This is a genomic window from Vibrio sp. EA2 (genome assembly GCF_033042495.1).
Lineage (GTDB): Bacteria > Pseudomonadota > Gammaproteobacteria > Enterobacterales > Vibrionaceae > Vibrio.
Genome location: NZ_JAWLID010000041.1, coordinates 1 through 1,270, shown reverse-complemented (window position 1 = coordinate 1,270; position 1,270 = coordinate 1). Strand labels below are relative to the sequence as shown.

Annotated in this window: 2 tRNA genes; one reads left to right on the top strand and one right to left on the bottom strand. The window is 44.3% G+C overall.

The annotated features are described in order from the left end of the window. The first annotated feature begins 43 nt into the window (after positions 1 to 43). Positions 44 to 120, top strand: a tRNA-Asp gene (locus RXX31_RS24610). A gap of 1,073 nt (positions 121 to 1,193) precedes the next feature. Here RXX31_RS24610 and RXX31_RS24605 read toward each other — a convergent pair. Then, positions 1,194 to 1,269: transfer RNA gene (locus RXX31_RS24605), tRNA-Asn, on the bottom strand. Between the last annotated feature and the right edge of the window lies 1 nt (position 1,270).

The window sequence follows — 1,270 nt, the reverse complement described above, 5'->3', positions numbered from 1 at the left end:
AACATCGCCAGGTTCTTATTAGACTCAATAGTCTGACCAATGCGGAGCGGTAGTTCAGTTGGTTAGAATACCGGCCTGTCACGCCGGGGGTCGCGGGTTCGAGTCCCGTCCGCTCCGCCACTTATCCCAGACCTCAGCAGAAATGCTGGGGTCTTTTTGTTTGTGCTGAGTTAGGTTGGACTTCGAACAATAAGTCCCGCAGGAGCGCCTGTCTGGAGCCTAAGACTCTAGTCGCTCCATCACTTGTTCTCAAAACTTTGCTAAAAATGGCTGAGTTTTTTAATATCCGTACATATTCACCCTTTAGGCTAAATGCCTCCAGATAGCCTGTGGCTCTGGTTTTCTGAAAATCATTCCCGATCTAAGCAGAAATGCCAGGATGTTTTAGTTTGTCTTGAGTAACTTTAAGTTCCTCGTGTTGGGAGCTTACGTGATCTCAAGCTCTACAGATCCTCTGCTTATTCTCAACGTCAGAAGAAACCTCATGTTCTTTTTGCCCGCTGTCACCTGTCTTGAGTTTTAGCTAGAAAGGTAATATCTAAAACTGTGGAATTTCAAAGATGGCTTATACGCTTGTATGTAGCGTGTGATTGGGCGCTGTATGATGAAGTCTCCAGTCGATCCATGTGGCGTAAGGTGTACTGATATAACTGCTTAGGATCAATTACAGGGCTTTTTCTGCTGAAATGAATGAGCACATTTCTCGGTTTCACTGCACTCACGTAGGCTCTTAGTGAATGTTTTTCTTGATTTATCGTTATAAAGAAAGAGCTTAGTTTTAAAGTTTGTTCCTGGCTCTGTAAGCTCTCTAGAGCGTCACAGGTTGGTGATTACGATCGTTATGGAATCATTCACTAACTAACTTATAAAGTCATTGAAGGGCTGTTAGAGAGCCAATACTGGCCTTTGATGAGTATCTATAGAGTGTTGGTGCTAGGACTGAGATTGAGTGTGAAGTGGATAACGAAAGAAGCAAATCTGATTTGTGCTGTTGCTAAGCCTTAGGAGCCATACTTCTATTTATATCGCGATCTAATAAGGGAGGGGAAGTCTGGCAGCATATTGGTTAAGCAAAGCCTTTAAATCTAATGACGCAGGGACACAGACTTGCTGGCGAAAAAATAAGAAGAGCTATTCGGGACGGGAATTTTAAACGAAAAAAAAGCCGCATCAATGATGCAGCTTTCCAAAAGTGGCTCCTCCTGCTGGGCTCGAACCAGCGACCTGCGGATTAACAGTCCGTCGCTCTACCAACTGAGCTAAGGAGGAA